At 61.9% G+C, this 16885-nt stretch carries 12 protein-coding genes; 1 reads left to right on the top strand and 11 read right to left on the bottom strand.

All coding sequences use genetic code 11. From position 1 onward, the window contains the following. The coding region (purL, locus tag AACS18_RS20830) for a phosphoribosylformylglycinamidine synthase (RefSeq protein ID WP_108611927.1) at positions 1-3687 on the top strand (3687 nt) is incomplete at its 5' end. Positions 3688-3751: 64 nt separating this feature from the next. Here purL and AACS18_RS20825 read toward each other — a convergent pair. The 11 genes from AACS18_RS20825 to AACS18_RS23695 form a co-directional block, all read right to left on the bottom strand. Further along, positions 3752-5296 (bottom strand): HD domain-containing phosphohydrolase, encoded by a 1545-nt coding sequence (locus tag AACS18_RS20825; RefSeq protein ID WP_108611926.1) that lies wholly within the window; start codon positions 5294-5296, stop codon positions 3752-3754. Position 5297: 1 nt separating this feature from the next. Continuing rightward, positions 5298-6755 (bottom strand): HD-GYP domain-containing protein, encoded by a 1458-nt coding sequence (locus AACS18_RS20820; protein WP_108611925.1) that lies wholly within the window; start codon positions 6753-6755, stop codon positions 5298-5300. Further along, positions 6752-7888 (bottom strand): FIST signal transduction protein, encoded by a 1137-nt coding sequence (locus AACS18_RS20815; protein WP_108611924.1) that lies wholly within the window; start codon positions 7886-7888, stop codon positions 6752-6754. Before AACS18_RS20815 ends, AACS18_RS20820 begins: the two co-directional genes overlap by 4 nt. A 235-nt stretch (positions 7889-8123) precedes the next feature. Next, positions 8124-9587 (bottom strand): NADH-quinone oxidoreductase subunit NuoN, encoded by a 1464-nt coding sequence (gene nuoN / locus AACS18_RS20810; RefSeq protein WP_108611923.1) that lies wholly within the window; start codon positions 9585-9587, stop codon positions 8124-8126. Next, positions 9584-11128: an NADH-quinone oxidoreductase subunit M gene (nuoM, locus tag AACS18_RS20805; RefSeq protein WP_108611922.1), complete on the bottom strand. Its 1545-nt coding sequence runs from the start codon at positions 11126-11128 to the stop codon at positions 9584-9586. Before nuoM ends, nuoN begins: the two co-directional genes overlap by 4 nt. A gap of 99 nt (positions 11129-11227) precedes the next feature. Further along, the gene (nuoL, locus tag AACS18_RS20800) at positions 11228-13075 is read right to left on the bottom strand and encodes an NADH-quinone oxidoreductase subunit L (RefSeq protein WP_108611921.1); all 1848 of its coding nucleotides are present in this window, start codon (positions 13073-13075) and stop codon (positions 11228-11230) included. Then, positions 13072-13380, bottom strand: a complete 309-nt coding sequence (gene nuoK, locus AACS18_RS20795; RefSeq protein ID WP_005337247.1) for an NADH-quinone oxidoreductase subunit NuoK — start codon at positions 13378-13380, stop codon at positions 13072-13074. The genes nuoL and nuoK overlap by 4 nt, the downstream gene beginning before the upstream one ends. Next, positions 13377-13928, bottom strand: a complete 552-nt coding sequence (nuoJ, locus tag AACS18_RS20790; RefSeq protein ID WP_108611920.1) for an NADH-quinone oxidoreductase subunit J — start codon at positions 13926-13928, stop codon at positions 13377-13379. The genes nuoK and nuoJ overlap by 4 nt, the downstream gene beginning before the upstream one ends. Positions 13929-13938: 10 nt before the next feature. Next, positions 13939-14481: an NADH-quinone oxidoreductase subunit NuoI gene (gene nuoI, locus AACS18_RS20785; protein ID WP_005337245.1), complete on the bottom strand. Its 543-nt coding sequence runs from the start codon at positions 14479-14481 to the stop codon at positions 13939-13941. Positions 14482-14491: 10 nt separating this feature from the next. Beyond that, a complete protein-coding gene (gene nuoH / locus AACS18_RS20780; RefSeq protein WP_064336655.1) occupies positions 14492-15460 on the bottom strand; it encodes an NADH-quinone oxidoreductase subunit NuoH in 969 nt (322 codons plus the stop codon). Continuing rightward, positions 15457-16885, bottom strand: a 1429-nt coding sequence (locus tag AACS18_RS23695) for a molybdopterin-dependent oxidoreductase (RefSeq protein WP_258228665.1), incomplete at its 5' end; no start/stop codon positions are given. The genes AACS18_RS23695 and nuoH, both read right to left, overlap by 4 nt.

The following is a 16885-nucleotide window of genomic DNA, read 5'->3' as shown; positions in this document are numbered from 1 at the left end:
CAGCTGTTTCTTGTTACCCCCCGCCCCGGCACTATCTCCCCCTGGTCTTCCAAAGCAACCGACATCGCCCACAACTGCGGTCTGAAACAGGTCAAGCGGCTGGAGCGTGGTATTGCCTATTACCTGACCATCAAGGGGCAGGGTGAGCTGAGTGCCGCCCAGCGCAGCGCCATTGCCGCCGTGTTGCATGATCGGATGATGGAAGTGGTGTTTGCCGAGATGAGCGAAGCTGCCGCCCTGTTTGCTCACCACGAGCCGCGCCCCTTCACCCAGGTGGATGTGCTGGGCGGTGGTCGCGCAGCCTTGGCCGAAGCCAACGTGGCGCTCGGTCTGGCGCTGGCCGACGATGAAATCGACTATCTGGTGGAGAACTTCACCAAGTTGGGTCGCAACCCCAACGACATCGAGCTCTACATGTTCGCCCAGGCGAACTCCGAACACTGCCGTCACAAGATCTTCAATGCCGACTGGACCATCGATGGTGAACAGCAGCCCAAGTCGCTGTTCAAGATGATCAAGAACACCTTCGAGCAGACGCCGGATCATGTCCTCTCTGCCTATAAAGACAACGCCGCCGTGATGGAAGGGAGCCAGGGTGGCCGCTTCTTCCCGAGCCCGGCCAACGGCGAATACCAGTATCACCAGGAACAGGTCGACATCCTGATGAAGGTGGAGACCCACAACCACCCGACCGCCATCTCCCCGTTCCCGGGCGCAGCTACCGGCTCCGGCGGCGAGATCCGCGACGAGGGTGCCACCGGTCGCGGTGCCAAGCCCAAGGCGGGTCTGGTCGGTTTCTCCGTCTCCAACCTGCGCATTCCCGGCTTCGAACAGCCCTGGGAGCAGGATTTCGGCAAGCCGAGCCGCATCGTCAGTGCCTTCGACATCATGCAGGAGGGGCCGCTCGGCGGCGCCGCGTTTAACAACGAGTTCGGCCGTCCGGCCATTCTCGGCTATTTCCGTACCTTCGAAGAGGAGGTGCCGAGCCACAACGGCGTCGAGGTGCGTGGCTACCACAAGCCCATCATGCTGGCAGGCGGTATCGGCAACATCCGCACCGAACATGTCCAGAAAGGGGAGATCCCGGTCGGCGCGGCACTGATTGTGCTGGGTGGCCCGGCGATGAACATCGGTCTGGGCGGTGGTGCCGCATCCTCCATGGCCTCCGGCCAGTCGGCCGAAGATCTCGACTTTGCCTCGGTGCAGCGTGACAACCCCGAGATGGAGCGCCGTTGCCAGGAGGTGATCGATCGCTGCTGGCAGCTGGGTGACGACAACCCTATCGTCTTTATCCACGATGTGGGGGCGGGTGGTCTCTCCAACGCCATGCCGGAGCTGGTCAACGACGGTGAGCGTGGCGGTCGCTTCGATCTGCGCGCCATCCAGAGCGACGAGCCTGGCATGAGCCCGCTGGAGATCTGGTGCAACGAATCCCAGGAGCGTTATGTGCTGGCGGTAGCGCAAGATAAGTTGCCGTTGTTCAAGGCGCTGTGCGAGCGCGAGCGCGCACCCTATGCCGTCATCGGCACCGCGACCGAAGAGAAGCATCTGACCCTCTCTGACAGCCACTTTGACAATCAGCCCATCGATCTGCCGCTGGATGTGCTGCTCGGCAAGGCCCCCAAGATGCACCGCGACGTGGTGACCCTGCCTGCACAAGGCAAAGCGCTCCAGCTCGATGGCATCACTTTGAGTGACGCGGCCGAGCGGGTACTGCGCCTGCCGACCGTGGCGGAGAAGTCCTTCCTTATCACCATCGGCGATCGCAGCGTGACTGGCTTGGTCAATCGCGACCAGATGGTTGGCCCCTGGCAGATCCCGGTGGCCGATTGCGCCGTCACCGCTGCCACCTATGACAGCTATCACGGCGAAGCCATGTCGATGGGCGAGCGTACCCCGGTGGCGCTGCTCTCCCACGCTGCCTCCGCTCGCATGGCGGTGGCGGAAGCGCTCACCAACCTGGCGCCGGCTCATATCGGGTCGCTGAAGCGGGTCAAGCTCTCCGCCAACTGGATGGCCGCTGCCGGTCACCCGGGGGAAGATGCCGGTCTCTATGAGGCGGTCAAAGCGGTGGGCGAGGAGCTCTGCCCGGCTCTTGGTATCACCATTCCGGTGGGCAAGGACTCCATGTCGATGAAGACCCGCTGGCAGCAGGATGGCAAGGAGCACAGCGTCACCTCGCCGCTCTCCCTGCTTATCTCGGCGTTTGCCCGGGTCGAAGATGTGCGCAACACCGTCACGCCACAACTGCGTACCGATCTCGGTGAAACCGACCTTATCCTCATCGACCTTGGCAATGGCAAGCAGCGCCTCGGCGCCTCGGCACTGGCGCAGGTCTATCGCCAGCTGGGTGACAAGGCGCCGGATCTCGACAATCCGGTCCAGCTCAAGGGCTTCTTCAACGCCATTCAGGCGCTGGTGGCTGATCGCAAACTGATCGCCTACCACGACCGCTCCGACGGCGGCCTGTTCGTCACCCTGACCGAAATGGCGTTTGCCGGCCACTGCGGCCTCGACATCCAGCTCGATCGCATCGGCGGCGAGCTGCTGCCGGCGCTGTTCAACGAAGAGCTGGGCGCCGTCATTCAGGTGCGTCGTGAAGATAAAGAGGCGGTGATGACCCTGCTGGCCGGTCACGGTCTGGCGGCCTGCTCCCATGTGCTCGGTACCGTGCGCGAAGGGGACCTCATCACCCTGCAGCGGGGCGGTCAGGAGGTCTATCGTGCCAGCCGTACCGCACTTCGCACCATCTGGGGTGAGACCAGCTGGCAGATGCAGCGCCTGCGCGACAACCCCGAGTGCGCCGACAGTGAGCACGCGGCCCGTCAGGACGCCACCGATCCGGGTCTGCATGCCAAGCTGACTTACAACCCGTCCGAGGATGTGGCTGCACCTTACATTGCCCGCGGGGTCTCCCCCCGTCTGGCGGTGCTGCGCGAGCAGGGGGTCAACTCTCATGTAGAGATGGCGGCGGCGTTCGATCGTGCCGGTTTCGCCGCTGTGGACGTCCATATGAGCGACATCCTTTCCGGTCGCATCAAGCTGGAAGAGTTCCAGACCCTGGTGGCCTGTGGCGGTTTCTCCTACGGTGACGTTTTGGGGGCGGGGGAAGGCTGGGCCAAGTCCATCCTGTTCAACGACAACGCCCGCGAGCAGTTCCAGCGCTTCTTCGAGCGTGGTGACACCTTGTCGCTGGGCGTCTGCAACGGTTGTCAGATGATGTCCAACCTGCGGGATCTCATCCCGGGCGCCGAGCTGTGGCCGCGCTTTGTGCGCAACCGCTCCGAGCGCTTCGAGGCCCGCTTCAGTCTGGTTGAGGTGCAGGAGTCCCCGTCGGCCTTCTTCGCCGGCATGGCAGGCTCGGTGATGCCTATTGCCGTTTCCCACGGGGAAGGGCGTGTCGAGGTGCGCGATGCCGCTCACCTGAGCGCACTGCAGCAGAGCGGTCTGGTAGGGCTGCGTTTTGTCGACAACCGCGGTCAGGTGACCTCGCGTTACCCGGCCAACCCGAATGGCTCGCCGGACGGCATCACCGCAGTGACTACCACCGACGGTCGTGCCACCATCATGATGCCGCACCCGGAGCGGGTGTTCCGCACCGTGGCCAACTCCTGGCACCCCGACAACTGGGGCGAGGACGGCGCCTGGATGCGGATGTTCCGCAACGCCCGGGTTCGTCTGGGTTAATAGAGAGAGCACCAGCGCATAAAAACAGAAACCGGCCACTTGGCCGGTTTTTTTATCCGTGTCGTTACGGCTTGCCGAGCGGTTGGGGGATAAAGTCTCCCCGGTCGAGGATCCGCAGACAGGCATCCACCACATCCGCATCGAGCTGATGGCCGCGCATCTGGATGATCTGCTCACGGGCCTGGGGAATGCCGAGGGCGGCGCGATAGGGGCGATCCGAGGACATGGATTCGACGATATCGGCGACGGTGAGGATGCGGGCTTCCAGCAGGATCTCATCTCCCTTGAGCCCCTGCGGATAGCCGGAGCCATCGAGATACTCGTGGTGCTGGTGGATCATCCGGGCGATGGGCCAGGGGAAGTCGATATCCTTGAGCACCAGATAGCCGATGGCGGGGTGTTCCTTGACCAGCTCGAACTCCAGTGGCGTGAGGCGTTCCGGTTTGGTGAGAATTTCAGCCGGTACCTGGATCTTGCCGATATCGTGCACCATGGCGCCCAGATAGATCCCCCGCAGCCGCTTCTCTTCCAGCCTGAGTTCCCGGCCGATGGCTTGGGCCAGCTTGGCCACATGTTTCTGATGGCCAGCGGTATAGGGATCGCGCTGCTCCAGCACGGCAGCGATGGCACCCAGCGCATCTTCCAGTGCCAGCTCCAGCTGGCGGGCATGGAAGATCTTCTCCTGTTGCGAGCGCAGATAAGCCTGCTGGGTATGGCGCGCCTGCAGGCCGTAGGCGAGGTAGTCGGTCAGCTGGATGAAGAGCTGCTCCTCCTCCAGGCTGAACAACCGTGGCTGGTCGCTGTGAATGATCAGCGCACCGGCCAGATCCTCCTGCAGTGGCAAGGGGATCAGCAGGCGGGAGCGCAACGGGTGGCGGCCGGTATGGGGCCGCTCGTGGAAGATCACCTGATTGAGGCGCCGCTGGTGGAGGATGGCCTGGGTGAGGGCCTCATCGTTCAACCACAGCGTTTGTTCCGAGGCATCGGCACTGCCTGCCTGCGCCACGATCCTCGGCGATTGGGCGAGTTCGGGCTGGCCTTGCAGCACTGCCACCAGCGGAAAACGGTCATCGACGGCGATGGCATCGCAGATATCCTGCAGCAGTTGCGGCTCATCACCCGGTTTGAGCAGGGCGTGGTGGGCGCGGCTGATCGCCTGCTGGGTCCAGCTGTACTGTTGCAGTTTCTCCTGCTGCCACTTCTGCTCGGTAATGTCTTCGAAGAAGACGCCGACCCCCACGATGACCCCCGCCTCATCACGCAGGGGAAACTTGGTGGTGCTGAGCCAGCGGGCTTCTCCCCCCTTCAGATAGGGCTCTTCGATGTGCTGGTGTATCCCCTCGCGCATGACTCGGGCGTCATCCTCCCGATAGCGTTGTACCAGTTCGTGGGGAAAGAAGTCGCAGTCATTCTTGCCCACCAGTGCCTCTGGGGAGAGGGCGAGATCCGCCGCCAGCAGGCGGTTGCCAGCGATGTAGCTGAAGCGGGTGTCTTTGAGCAGCACCCGATAGGGAAGCTGATCCATCACCTGGGTCAACAACAGCGCCGAGGAGGGGAGCGCATCGGTCAGTGGGTGGGGGAGTGCACAGGAGGTGAGGAGTTCGGACATCTTATCCCGCCTTGTCTGCAAGTTGACTGATGGGAGGGCCGAAGTGGTAGCCGGTCTGCCAGAGCACGATACAGCTGTTGACCACTTTTTCATCGTAATGGATCCCGGCATAGCGGGTCAGTTCGGCAATGGCGTCACTTAGAGGCATGGCCCGGCGGAACGGGCGATGAGAGGTCATGGCGATCAGCGAGTCGGCCACCCGGATAATGCGTGCCTCCAGGGTAATGGCGTTGCCCGCCAGTCCCTGCGGATAGCCGCTGCCATCGAGGTTTTCGTGGTGCTGCAGCACTATGGTGGCGATGGGCCAGGGGAAGTCGATCTGTTTGAGAATATCGTGGCCGGCCTGGGGGTGCTGCTTGATCAGTTCGAACTCCACCGGCCGCAATTCACGGGGGCGAGTGATGATCTCGGTGGGGATCTGCAGCAGGCCGATATTGTGCACCATGGCCGCCAGTCCCAGCGCATCCAGCCGCTCTTGTCGCAGATGCATGGCCTGCCCGATGGCCAGTGCCAAATCGCGCACCCTCAGCTCATGGCCCGCACTGTTGCGATCCTTGTGGCTGATGGCGCTGGCGAGGGCACTGATGGTCTGGAACAGCAGGTCACGCTGGTGGCGCTCGCTCTCCTTGAGGCGGGTGATGTCGACCAGGGTGCCGATGATGCCGGCAACCATCCCTTGATGGTCATAGAAGAGATCCTTGAAACAGATGACCTGATAGCGCATGCCATTGCGATCATGCAACTGCTGTTCGATGCACTGGGGCTGGCGACTTCGCAGCAACTCGGTTTCTCGCATGCTGTAGGCCTCGGCAAGCCCGACTGGCAGCAGCTCCTCGACCCGTCGACCCAGCAGCGCCTCCTTGCCGATGCCGATCACCTGATTGAAGGCCTGGTTGCAGCCCAGAAATCGCCCTTCGATATCTTTGTAGAACACCGGGATCGGGATGGCCTTGAGCAGGGATTCGTTGAAGTGTTTCAGATCCTTCAGTTCGGCCTGCTGACGTAGGGCGAGCTGCTCGCTGTCCTTGCACAGGGAAATGGCGCGGGCCAGGTTGCCGAGCACCGGGCTGAACAGATGGCAGACCGGTACGATCTGCTGATGTGGCTGGGGGGCGAGCAGCAAGATGAGATAACCCCCTTCAACCTTGAGCCGATAGGCAAATTGGTAGGGGCGGCTGCCCGGCAGGGGGAGCGTCTGTTGCAGCAGGCAGTGCTCCTCCTCGCTGACCCACCTGGGCAGGGTCAGGGTGGTGCCGGTGTGCTGACGCAACTGCTCGTCGCCGATCACCTTGAGCAGCTTGTATCCCTCCCGTTGTTGCTGCAATACCGCGCCAACCGGCGTGGCGCAGTGATGCATGAAACGTTGCAGTACCTTGGTGAGCAGCGCATCCAGCGTGACTTCACGCCCGATGCAGAGCGCCAGATCGCAGACGATGGCCATGGCGTGGTCGTTGTTCATATCACTGCCCCGTTACAGAGAATGGCGCCGTTATGAAATTGGGGGTAATCCCCATGGCGCACGCTGCCAATTTCGCCAAGGGAGAGGGCTCCTGCCAGATCGCCGGCCCCCGAGTGGGTCAGCAGGGTGCGCAGCTCGGTCACCGTCTGCTGGTCGAAGTGCAGCTGGCGTCCTGCGCAGTAGTAGACCTCCAGCAAGTGTGCCCGGGTGAGGGTTTGTTGCTGGTTAAGGCGCCTGGCCAGTGAGCAGGCATGTTCGGTGGCACTCTCTGGCGCCTTCAGCAGAGTGAGGATGCTGTGCTCCGCGACCTCGCCGGCGCAGAGCAGGGCGCCGTCATCGTTTGCCTCGACGGGGATCCTGACAATCACATCCCCGTTGGCCCGCAGCAGGCCCAGTGGCATGTGCACCACGAAACGGTAGAGCTCCTCGCGCACAATAGTGTGCTGGAATTGCTGGCGGATCAGCCCCTGATATTTTTGAAAGGCCGGTTGCCAGTCGATGTAGGCAATCTTGTTCGCTTCACTGCTGGTGGCCAGCATTGGTTGTGCCGAGAGTTGATAACCATGTTCCAGAAAGGGAAAGCTGTTGCTGGGCAGCAGCGTGCAGGTGACCCCGTAGGCAAGTTGCCGTTGATTGTCGAACAGGCAGGCAATAGGGGTGAAGCTGCCGCTGCCTGCGTTGGCGCCGGCATAGTTGACGCGATTGGCCAGCTGCAGATAAAGCGCATCCAGAATGGAGGCGATATTGGGAATGAGGTTGTCGAAGGTCAGAAAAAGGGTTGGTGGCGGCGAAGGGGTTGGCCAGGTGGCCAGCATGCTTTCCACCTGTTCCGCAATCAGGTGGGCAAGGGATGCTGCGCTGGCCTGCGGTGTCAGGGGCAGCAGTGTGGCGTGATAGGGGTTGGCTCTGGGCTGTAGCCAGGCCCCTTGCGGCAACAATACTTGCGCACCGATCAGTTGGGGGAAAATGGCGCCATCCAGGGCGATGTTGAAGTCGCGGCACAACTGCTGCAACAGGGGAACCTGCGCGTAATCCTGTTCGGCCAGCAGTATGGTCAGCTTGCCTCCTTGCAAGGGTGCCAGCGTGGCGGCCAGTTCTGTTGGGTTAAATTGGCAAGCGTAGTGTTGCTTCATCAATCTGAACTCCATTCCAGAATGTGACCAATATATCAGCAAGAGATTCAATGGGGTATGGCGATCCTGCCTGGTTCTGGTTGTATGGCAAAAACCATGATGGGCATCACCCTAGCTGACTTATCTGTCATTTGCTGGCTCGCGGAGTGCGCGATGCTGTCGGGCTGCAAATAGAAAACCGGCAGCCAAGGCTGCCGGTTTTGCGGGTAATGGTGAGGGGGAACGTCTGTGAAGGTTACTGCAAGACTACGTGCTGAAACCCTTGTACCAGGCTGATGACCGGCTGGGGATAGAGCCCCAGCAACACCACCAGCGCTGCAGAGAGCAGCACTACCACTCCACCGGAGGAGAGAGCCCAGTCGGCGCTGGCATCGCGCTGCTGCATACCCGGTTCGCGCAGATAGAGGGTCACCATCACCTTGAGGTAGTAGTAGAGACCCAGTGCGCTGCCGAGCACGATGGCGCCGGAGAGCCACCAGAGCTGTGCCTCGACGGTGACGCCGATGAGGTAGAACTTGCCGATAAAGCCGAGGGTCATCGGGATGCCCGCGAGTGACAACATCATCACCGTCAGTACGGCAGTCAGATAGGGGCGCTTCCAGAACAGACCGCGATAGCTGTGCAGGGAGTCTGCATCCTTGCCGCGATAGGGGCTCGACATCATGCTCACCACCCCAAAGGCACCCAGGCTGGTGAACAGATACATCAGCAGGTAGACCCCGGCTGCTTCCATCGGCATCTGGCCGAATCGGCTCGCCACGATCACCGCTAGCAGGTAACCGAAGTGGGAGATGGAGGAGTAACCCAGCATCCGTTTGACGTTGGTCTGCACCAGGGCCAGCAGGTTGCCGACCAGGATGGAGATGACCGCCATGGCTGCCAGCAGCCAGTGGATCATGGGATCGCTCGCCGCCGGTACCGCCAGATAGAAGCGCAGCAGCACGGCAAAGACCGCCACCTTGCTGACGGTGGCGAGGAAGGTGGCGACCGGTGCCGGGGCACCTTCGTAGACATCCGGGGTCCAGAGGTGGAAGGGGGCCAAGGAGAGTTTAAAGGCAAAGCCGACCAGCATTAACCCCAAACCGCCCATCAGCAGCGGATGGTGAGCCGGGCTCTCGGCCAGGGTCTGCCCCAGGGCGGCAAAGCTCAGGCTGCCTGCCTGGGCATAGAGCAGCGCCATGCCAAACAACAGGAAGGCGGTGGCGGCGGCAGAGAGCACCATGTATTTCACCGCGGCTTCCAGCGAGTGGCGCTCGCGGTAGGCGTAACCCACCAGACCGAACATCGGCAGGGTCAGCATCTCAATCCCGATAAAGAGGGATGCGAGGTGACGGGAGCAGGCCAGCACCAGACCACCGGCAGTGGCGATCAGCAGCAGCAGGAAGAACTCCTCCCGGTTGTCCGGGTAGGCTTTCAGCCACGATTGACCGAAGGTGCAGGTGGCCAGGGCGCCGATCAGTACCAGTCCCATGTAGAAGACGGCGTAACTGTCCACTTGCAGCAGCGGGGTGACGCCCTGATCCCCCTGCGCCATCACGATGGGCAGCGAGAAGAGCGCCAGGTTGAGGCCAACAATGGTCACGGTAAAGGCGGTGGTGACACAGCGGCGCCAGGCGATGGCCAGCATCAGGGCCGCCATGGCCCCGGTGGTCAACAGCAGGGGAAGCAGTGCCAGCAGTTGGGAAGCGGAGAAAGTCATTGCAGGGCTCCAGCAGTCGGCAGCAGATACCAGTGCAGCACGTTGATAAGGCTGCTGCTGGCGGTATCAATCACGGGTTGGGGATAGAGGCCAAGCAGTACCAGCAGGCCCGCGATCACCATCATCATGGTCAGCTCGCGGCGATCCAGTCCTTTCAGGATGCTTTCATCCTTGGCGGGGCCAAAGCAGGCGCGCTGCAGCATGATGAGGGAGTAGACCGAGGCCAGCACCAGACCGAAGGTGGCGACTGCCGTGATGACCGGGGCAACCTGGAAACTGCCGACCAGGATCAGGAACTCGCCGACGAAGTTGCCAGTGCCTGGCATGCCGAGTGACGCCACCGAGAAGAACAGCATCACGCCCGGCAGATAGCGCAGGCGTCCCCACAGGCCGCCCATCTGGCGCAGATCCCGGGTATGCAACCGCTCATAAAGTTGACCACAGAGGATAAAGAGACCGGCGGCAGAAAGGCCGTGGGCGATCATCTGCACCACGGCGCCCTGCAGTGCCAGCTCGCTACCCGAGTAGATGGCGATCATCACAAAGCCCATGTGGGAGATGCTGGTGTAGGCCACCAGCCGTTTGATGTCAGTCTGGCCGAACGCCACGATGGCGCCGTAGACGATGCCGATCAGGCCCAGCACCATGGCGTAGGGGGCAAATTCGGCAGAGGCTTCGGGGAACAGCGGCAGGGCGAAGCGCAGCAGACCGTAGGCGGCGGTTTTCAGCAAGATCCCGGCCAAATCTACGGAGCCTGCGGTCGGTGCCTGACTGTGGGCATCCGGCAGCCAGCCGTGCAGCGGCACCAGCGGCATCTTGACCGCAAAGGCGATAAAGAAGCCCAGCATCAGCAGCCACTGTACACCCTTGCTCATCGGGGTATTGAGCAGGTCCAGATAGTTGAAGGTGAAGACACCGGTGGCATGCTGGTGGGTCAGCACCAGCCCGATGATGGCCACCAGCATGATAAGGCCGCTCACCTGGGTGTAGATGAAGAACTTGGTCGCCGCGTTGATCCGTGATTTGCCGTCAGTGACCGAGTGGCCCCAGAGCGCAATCAGGAAGTACATGGGAACCAGCATCATCTCCCAGAAGAAGAAGAAGAGGAACAGGTCCAGCGCCATAAAGACGCCGAGCACGCCACCCAGGATCCAGAGCAGGTTGAGGTGGAAGAAGCCGATGCGTTGCACGATCTCTTTCCACGAACAGAGGATGGCCAGCACCCCGATAAAGCAGGTGAGGATGACCATCAGCAGTGACAAGCCATCCACTGCCAGATGCAGGGAGATGCCGAAGCGGGGGATCCAGGGCAGACGCCATTCGGCAGCCCATGGGGAAGCGGCACCAGTGACGCCCGCGCTATCGAGGCCGGTGGTGGCAAGAGAGAAGTCACCACTTAGCCAGATGGCACAGGAGAGCAGCAGGCTGGCGCTCATGGAGAGGAGGGCAACCCAGCGGACAAACTGCCCGCCGAGACGCTCCATCTGCCAGCAGAGCAAGCCGCCGATAAAAGGAATTAACAAGATCCAGAGTAAGGTCACGGTATCAGCTCTCGTTCAAGTTCATATGAGATTGCACGCCCTGTTCCATCAAGGTCGGCAAACAGCCCGGCTGTACGATTTTCGTGTTGTTCATCGCGTTTACCCCAGTAGCAGCAGTGCCAGCACCAGTGCGGCACCGATCCCCATGGAAGCGGCATACCAGCGCAACTTGCCGGTCACTGTCCAGGCCAGCAACTGGTTGCCACGCAGGGCAAACCAGGCGGGCAGGCCCATCATCCAGTCCAGCGGATCCTGCCCGACCAGACGGGTAGCCAGCAGATAGGGCTTGACCCACAGCTGGTCGTAGAGCCAGTCAAAGCCCCAGGCGTTGAACCAGAGGGTGCTGAGCAGACGGCCCGGCGCACTGTTGGCAATCGAGGTGGCCAGTCGGCGCTCACCGAGGAACAGGAAGGCGGCCAGCGCAATGCCTGCGATGGCAATGATGCCGGAGGTGATCTCCAGCGCATGGCGACCCTCTTCGATATGATCACCCGGGCCTGCGGGCAGCACACCTGCCAGTGGCGGGGTGATAAGTGCCCCGATGCTGGTGGAGAGCACCAGCAGTACCAGTAGCGGCAGATGGTGAGCCAGACCGTGACCGGCGTGGGCTTTGGTCTGCTCTTTGCCATGGAAGGCGATAAAGATCAGCCGGAAGGTATAGAGGGAGGTGAGGAATGCACCTGCCAGACCAGCCCACAGCAGAGCGCTTTGGCCAGAGGCTTCTACTTGCCACAGAATGGCGTCCTTACTGTAGAAACCGGAGGTGACCAGCGGCAGCGCGGCCAGCGCCGAACCACCCACCAGGAAGCAGGCATAGACCAGCGGCAGGCTCTTGCGCAGGCCGCCCATCTTGAAGATGTTCTGCTCGTGGTGGCAGGCAACGATAACGGCACCGGCGGAGAGGAACAGCAGCGCCTTGAAGAAGGCGTGGGTCATCAGGTGGAAGATGGCCCCTTCCCATGCGCCAACACCCAGTGCCAGGAACATGTAGCCAATCTGGCTCATGGTTGAGTAGGCGAGGATCCGCTTGATATCGGTCTGAACCAGCGCGGCAAAGCCTGCCAGCACCAGGGTGATGGCGCCAACCAGCCCGACCAGATGGAGGATCTCTGGCGCCAGCAAGAACAGGCCGTGGGTACGGGCAATCAGGTAGACACCGGCGGTCACCATGGTGGCGGCGTGGATCAGCGCTGAGACAGGGGTCGGGCCTGCCATCGCATCCGCCAGCCAGGTTTGCAGCGGCAGCTGGGCCGATTTGCCGACCGCTCCACCCAAGAGCATCAGGCAGGCCAGCGACAGGGCAGGGGAGCCCTCGGCAAACAGGGTCGGCGCGCGCACCAGCAGATCGTGAATATTGAGGGTGCCCAGTTCGTGATAAAGGATAAACAGACCGATGGCGAGGAAGACATCACCCACGCGGGTCACGATAAAGGCCTTGAGGGCCGCCGCGCCGTTGTTGCGATCCTTGTAGTAGAAGCCGATCAGCAGATAGCTGCACAGCCCCACCCCTTCCCAGCCGAGGTAGACAAACAGCAGGTCATCGGCCAGCACCAGAAACAGCATGCTGGCGATAAAGAGGTTGGTGTAGGTAAAGAAGCGGGAGTAGCCCTCTTCCTCGCGCATATACCAGGAGGCGAACAGGTGGATAAAGAAACCCACCCCGGTCACCACCCCCAGCATGGTCAGCGACAGGCCATCCAGTGCCAGCGAGAAGCTCGGGGTAAAGTTGCCCACCGCCATCCATTGCCACAGGCGCTGGACATAGACGCCTCCCTCGGGCGGGTTGCCCAGAAAGTCGATGCCCACCCACAGGGTAGTGAGGGCCGACAGGCCAATGGAGCCTACCCCGATCAGCGCCGAGGTACGCTCGCCAAACCGGCCGAGGGAGAAGGCCAGCACCAGCCATCCCAGCAGCGGAAATAGAAAAGTCAGATATAAGAGGCTCATCCGCGCATCTCGCTCACAGTGTCCACGTTCAGGGTGTGGTAACGACGATAGAGCAGCAGTAACAGGGCGAGGCCGATACTGGCCTCCGCTGCCGCCAGAGAAATCACCAGGATATACATGATCTGGCCATCGGCCTGAGCCCAGCGGCTACCCGCCACCACAAACGCCAGTGCCGAGGCATTCATCATGATCTCGATACTCATCAGGATATAGAGCAGGTTGCGGCGGATCAGCAGACCGCACAAGCCGATGCAGAAGAGCACCGCGGCCAGCAGGAGGCCGTGCTCCATGGGGATTCCATTCATTGCTGACCTCCTTCTTGTGCAGAACGGGATGCGGAGCGCGGGACGGAGAGCACTTCACCGCTCTTCTCTTCCCGACCCAGGTGATAGGCGGTTACCAGACCCGCCAGCAGCAGGATGGAGGCAAGCTCCACCGCCAGCACATAGGGGCCAAAGAGTTCGACACCCACCTGCTTGGCGGTCACCTCGGTCACTCCGAGCAGGCCCCCGCTCACCCCGAGAATGCCGTGGGCCAGAAAGCCCAGCAGGATCAACGAGAGCAGGGCAGGCCCCCCCCAGGTCATGGGGGTGAGCCACTTTTTCTCCTGTGCCTGGGCACTCCCCAGGTTCAGCATCATCACCACGAACACGAACAGCACCATGATGGCGCCGGCGTAGACGATCACCTGCAGGGCGCCCGTAAAGGCGGCACCCAGGCAGAAGAAGATCATGGCCACGGCGATGAGGGAGATGATGAGATTGAGCAGCGCATGCATGGGATTGCTGGTGCTGATCACCCGCAGCGTGCTGTAAATGGCCACCAGGGCCGAGGCATAAAATGCCAGTTCCATGATTGACTCCTCAGGGCAGCAGGCTCTTGACATCGATGGGTTTGGCTTCGTTTTCGGCGTCCCCTTTCGGCTTGCCGTCGATGGCCATCCCGCTCATGCGATAGAAGTTGTAGTCCGGGTATTTGCCGGGCCCGCTGATCAGCAGATCTTCCTTCTCGTACACCAGATCCTGGCGGCGATACTCACCCATCTCGAAATCCGGTGTCAGCTGGATGGCGGTGGTGGGGCAAGCCTCTTCACACAGGCCGCAGAAGATGCAGCGAGAGAAGTTGATGCGAAAGAACTCCGGATACCAGCGACCATCTTCCCGCTCGGATTTTTGCAGCGAGATGCAGCCGACCGGGCAGGCAACAGCGCAGAGGTTGCAGGCCACGCAGCGCTCGTCCCCGTCGGGGTCGCGGGTCAGCACGATGCGACCGCGGTAGCGGGGGGCCGCATAGACAGCCTGTTCCGGATAGTTGAGGGTTTCACGGGGCCGCCAGGCATGGGAGAAGACCATGGCCAGACTGCGTAACTGGGTGCCGACACCCTGAATAATGCTAACAATTTTCATATTGAGTGCCTCACTGCGTACTTATCAGTACAACTGCCGCGGTGACCAGCATATTGATCAGGGTCAGCGGCAAGCAGACTTTCCAGCCAAACGACATCACCTGGTCAAAGCGCGGGCGAGGCAGGGAGGCCCGCAGCAGGATGAAGAACACCATGAAACAGGCGGTCTTCAGGGCAAACCAGATGAAGGGGGGCAGCCAGGGGCCGTGCCAGCCACCGAAGAAGAGGGTCACGATGAGCGAGGAGATCAGCACGATGCCGATATATTCGCCCACGAAGAAGAGACCCCACTTCATCCCCGCATACTCGATGTGATAGCCGTCGGCGAGCTCCTGCTCGGCTTCTGGCTGATCGAACGGGTGACGGTGGGTGACGGCGACACCGGCAAACAGGAAGGTGACAAAGCCCAAAATCTGGGGCACCACGTTCCACAAGTCTGCCTGTGCCTCGACGATATCCCGCAGGTTGAAACTGCCGGTCTGGATCACAATCCCCATCAGGGAGAGCCCGAGAAACACCTCGTAGGAGAGGGTCTGGGCCGAGGCGCGCAAGCTGCCGAGCAATGAGTATTTGTTGTTGCTCGACCAGCCGGCGAACAGCACCGCATAGACCGCCAGCCCTGCGATGGCCAGGATGTAGAGCAGCCCCACATTGAGATCCGCCACGCCCCAGGTGGGGGTGATGGGCACCACCGCAAACGCCAGAATAAAGGCAGTGAAGGCGATGATGGGGGCCAGGATAAAGATCCGCCGATCAGCGAACGGCGGGATCCAGTCCTCCTTGAAGAACATCTTGATCATGTCGGCGGCCAGCTGGAACAGACCAAACGGCCCCACCCGGTTGGGGCCGTAGCGATCCTGCCACAGGGCCAGCAGACGGCGCTCGATGAAGCTCATGAAGGCGCCAGCCCCCACGATCCCCACCAGCACGATCAGTGCCTTGCCCACCTCCAGCAACAGATCGATCAGCGACTCGCTCATGCGATCACCTCCTGCAGGTTAGTGATTGAGGCTTGTTGCAGGGCCGTCGGCAGGCCGTTCACCCCAAGGGGGAGCCCCACCAGACCGGCGCTCAGCTGCTCGCTAAGCCGCAGACGCAGTTGCCAGTGGCTACCTCCCCAGGAGAAGGAGACCAGACTGCCCCCGTGGAGGGCCAGACGTTGCGCATCAAGGGGATTGAGCACCAGCTCGGGTTCGTTCATCCGGGCCTGAATGACCGGGCTGCGAGCGGAGAGCTCCTCGCCGCCAAACAGCTGGGCATAATTGACCACTTGCAGCGCCTCTGCGGCCTTGAAGGGGGCGGGGATGGTGGTGAACCAGCCGAGCAGCTCCTTGCCTTCTGCCTGCGGGTCTGTTGCTTCCAGCAGACGGCGACCCGGATCGCCAGCACGCAGTTTGCTACCCACTTCATCCTGGAACTTGTTCCAGGCGGAGGGAGAGTTCCAGCCCGGCGCCCAGGCGAACGGTACTTGCGACAGCGGCTGACGGGCTCCGGCATACCCTTCCATGGAGAAGTTGAAGGGGGAGTCGGGATCTTGCGCTACCCGCGGCTCGCTGACGTTCTGATCCGCCAGCATGGAGGTGCGACCGCTGTAACGATGCGGCTCACGGGCCAACCGCATGCCACGGATCCGCAAGCCTGCATTGGGCGCCGCTTCCAGCATGGTAGCCAGCAGCGGATTGCTGGTGGCACAGTCATGGTTGACCTGGTCGAAGTTCTGCCAGCGCAGTGGCTTGCGTTCGATCGCCCCTTGCAGCGCCGCCAGCCAGCGCCACCCTTCACGCACCTGAATATCGGCGTTGTAAAAGGCGGGTGCATAGACCTGGAAGAAGCGCTGGGCGCGCCCTTCCATATTGACCAAGGTGCCATCGGCTTCGGCAAAACTGGCCGCTGGCAGCACCAGATCAGCCTTGTTGGCGGTCGGGGTCGCTTGATGGTCGATGACCAGCAGGTGCTGCAGCCGTGCCAGTGCAGCATCCACCCGGTTGCGCGGCGCGCGGCGGTAGAGATCGTTCTCCAGGGCAACCAGCGCCAACCCCTCTTCGGCCTCGATACGCGCAAGGGCGGCTTCGAGCGGCTTGTCTGACAAGGTTTGAGCGCCCAGCATGGCCAGCCCCAGCGAGTTGGCCTCCTGGCCAACCAGCGCGATGTTGGCTTCCAGTCCTCGGCCTTTCAGGGCGCGGGCAATGTTGCTGGCCGCCTCAAGCAGCGCCACATCGCGGGCACTGGAGCCTGCAATAATGAGCGGCTTCCTGGCGTTGCCGAGCAGCTCGGCCCAGCGAGTCGCTTGTGCCTGCTGCTCGGGGCAGAGGTCGGCCACGGCCGGTGCGGCCGGGTCGAGCAGGTTGGCGATGGCAAAGCCAATGCGCGCCTGATCGGCATAGGGGGCGTGCAGCTTGTCGGCC

This window comes from Aeromonas sp. HMWF015, from assembly GCF_963878965.1.
GTDB classification, from domain to species: Bacteria; Pseudomonadota; Gammaproteobacteria; order Enterobacterales; family Aeromonadaceae; genus Aeromonas; species Aeromonas veronii.
The sequence above is the reverse complement of the archived record's forward strand: the minus strand, read 5'-3'. Positions and strand labels throughout refer to the sequence as shown.

Bases quoted from the DNA above. Each gene is read 5' to 3' on its own strand.
- AACS18_RS20825 (WP_108611926.1), bottom strand. From the start codon at position 5,296: ATGTCCGAACTCCTCACCTCCTGTGCACTCCCCCACCCACTGACCGAT.
- AACS18_RS20820 (WP_108611925.1), bottom strand. From the start codon at position 6,755: ATGAACAACGACCACGCCATGGCCATCGTCTGCGATCTGGCGCTCTGC.
- AACS18_RS20815 (WP_108611924.1), bottom strand. From the start codon at position 7,888: ATGAAGCAACACTACGCTTGCCAATTTAACCCAACAGAACTGGCCGCC.
- nuoN (WP_108611923.1), bottom strand. From the start codon at position 9,587: ATGACTTTCTCCGCTTCCCAACTGCTGGCACTGCTTCCCCTGCTGTTG.
- nuoL (WP_108611921.1), bottom strand. From the start codon at position 13,075: ATGAGCCTCTTATATCTGACTTTTCTATTTCCGCTGCTGGGATGGCTG.
- nuoK (WP_005337247.1), bottom strand. From the start codon at position 13,380: ATGAATGGAATCCCCATGGAGCACGGCCTCCTGCTGGCCGCGGTGCTC.
- nuoJ (WP_108611920.1), bottom strand. From the start codon at position 13,928: ATGGAACTGGCATTTTATGCCTCGGCCCTGGTGGCCATTTACAGCACG.
- nuoI (WP_005337245.1), bottom strand. From the start codon at position 14,481: ATGAAAATTGTTAGCATTATTCAGGGTGTCGGCACCCAGTTACGCAGT.
- nuoH (WP_064336655.1), bottom strand. From the start codon at position 15,460: ATGAGCGAGTCGCTGATCGATCTGTTGCTGGAGGTGGGCAAGGCACTG.